Genomic DNA, 860 nt, shown 5'->3' with positions numbered 1-860 from the left:
AGAGCGTGTTTGGGAATTGGGGATAGGGCAAAAGAAAGTGAGTCAGTAAGTTAGCGGGGGAGTTCCTAGGCTCCTTCCTGCATATGGTTGACGGCTATCAACCCCTTACTGACTCGCAGTGGCAAGTTATCGAGTTGCTGCTGCCGGTGCAACGACGTCGGCGCTTGTGTTTGCGTCACGTCTTCAATGCGTTGCTCTACGTGTGTCGTACCGGGTGCCAATGGCGGGCGCTACCACCGCAGTTCCCGCCCTGGACGGCCGTGTACTACTACTTCTACCGCTGGCAGCGCTTGGGCCTGTGGCAGCAACTCAATACCGTCGTCAACGCCCTGGACCGGGTCGCGCACGGCCGCGCGCCCACCCCGGCACTGGCTTGCCTCGATAGCCAGAGCGTCAAACTAGCCCCGCGCATTTACGAACACCGGGGCCTGGACGCGTATAAGCTCGTTAACGGCCGCAAACGCCAGCTGTTGACCGATTCCGGCGGGCGCATTTGGGCCGCGCACGTGCACGCGGCGCACCGCCACGACAGCATCGGCGCCTTGGCACTGTTGCCGCGCCGACCCTGGTGGGCGCGACGCCTACAACTCGTGCTCACGGATGCCGCCTATCGGGGACGTTTTGCCCGACATCTGCACGGCTTGGGCCTGCGCCAGCAGATCAGCAGTCGGCCGTCCACCCAGCGTGGCTTCGTGCCGCTGGCCCGGCGCTGGGTCATCGAACGCACCTTTGCCTGGCTGGCCTGTTTTCGGCGCCTTGTCGTCGATTATGAGTTCACCCCCGCCAGCCATGTCACGTGGCTCTTGGTGGCCAATATCACCATGTGCCTCAATCGAACCTGAATTCCCAAACACGCTCTT

At 62.4% G+C, this 860-nt stretch carries 1 protein-coding gene; it reads left to right on the top strand.

The genetic code is table 11. The features are described from left to right. Nucleotides 1–83: 83 nt before the first annotated feature. Nucleotides 84–842: an IS5 family transposase gene (locus B9A24_RS20805; RefSeq protein ID WP_084447963.1), complete on the top strand. Its 759-nt coding sequence runs from the start codon at nucleotides 84–86 to the stop codon at nucleotides 840–842. The last annotated feature ends 18 nt before the right edge of the window (nucleotides 843–860 follow it).

It is taken from the genome of Hymenobacter roseosalivarius DSM 11622 (assembly GCF_900176135.1).
Taxonomy (GTDB): Bacteria; Bacteroidota; Bacteroidia; order Cytophagales; family Hymenobacteraceae; genus Hymenobacter; species Hymenobacter roseosalivarius.
Note: the sequence above shows the minus strand (reverse complement) of the source record. Positions and strands in the feature narration are given on the sequence as shown.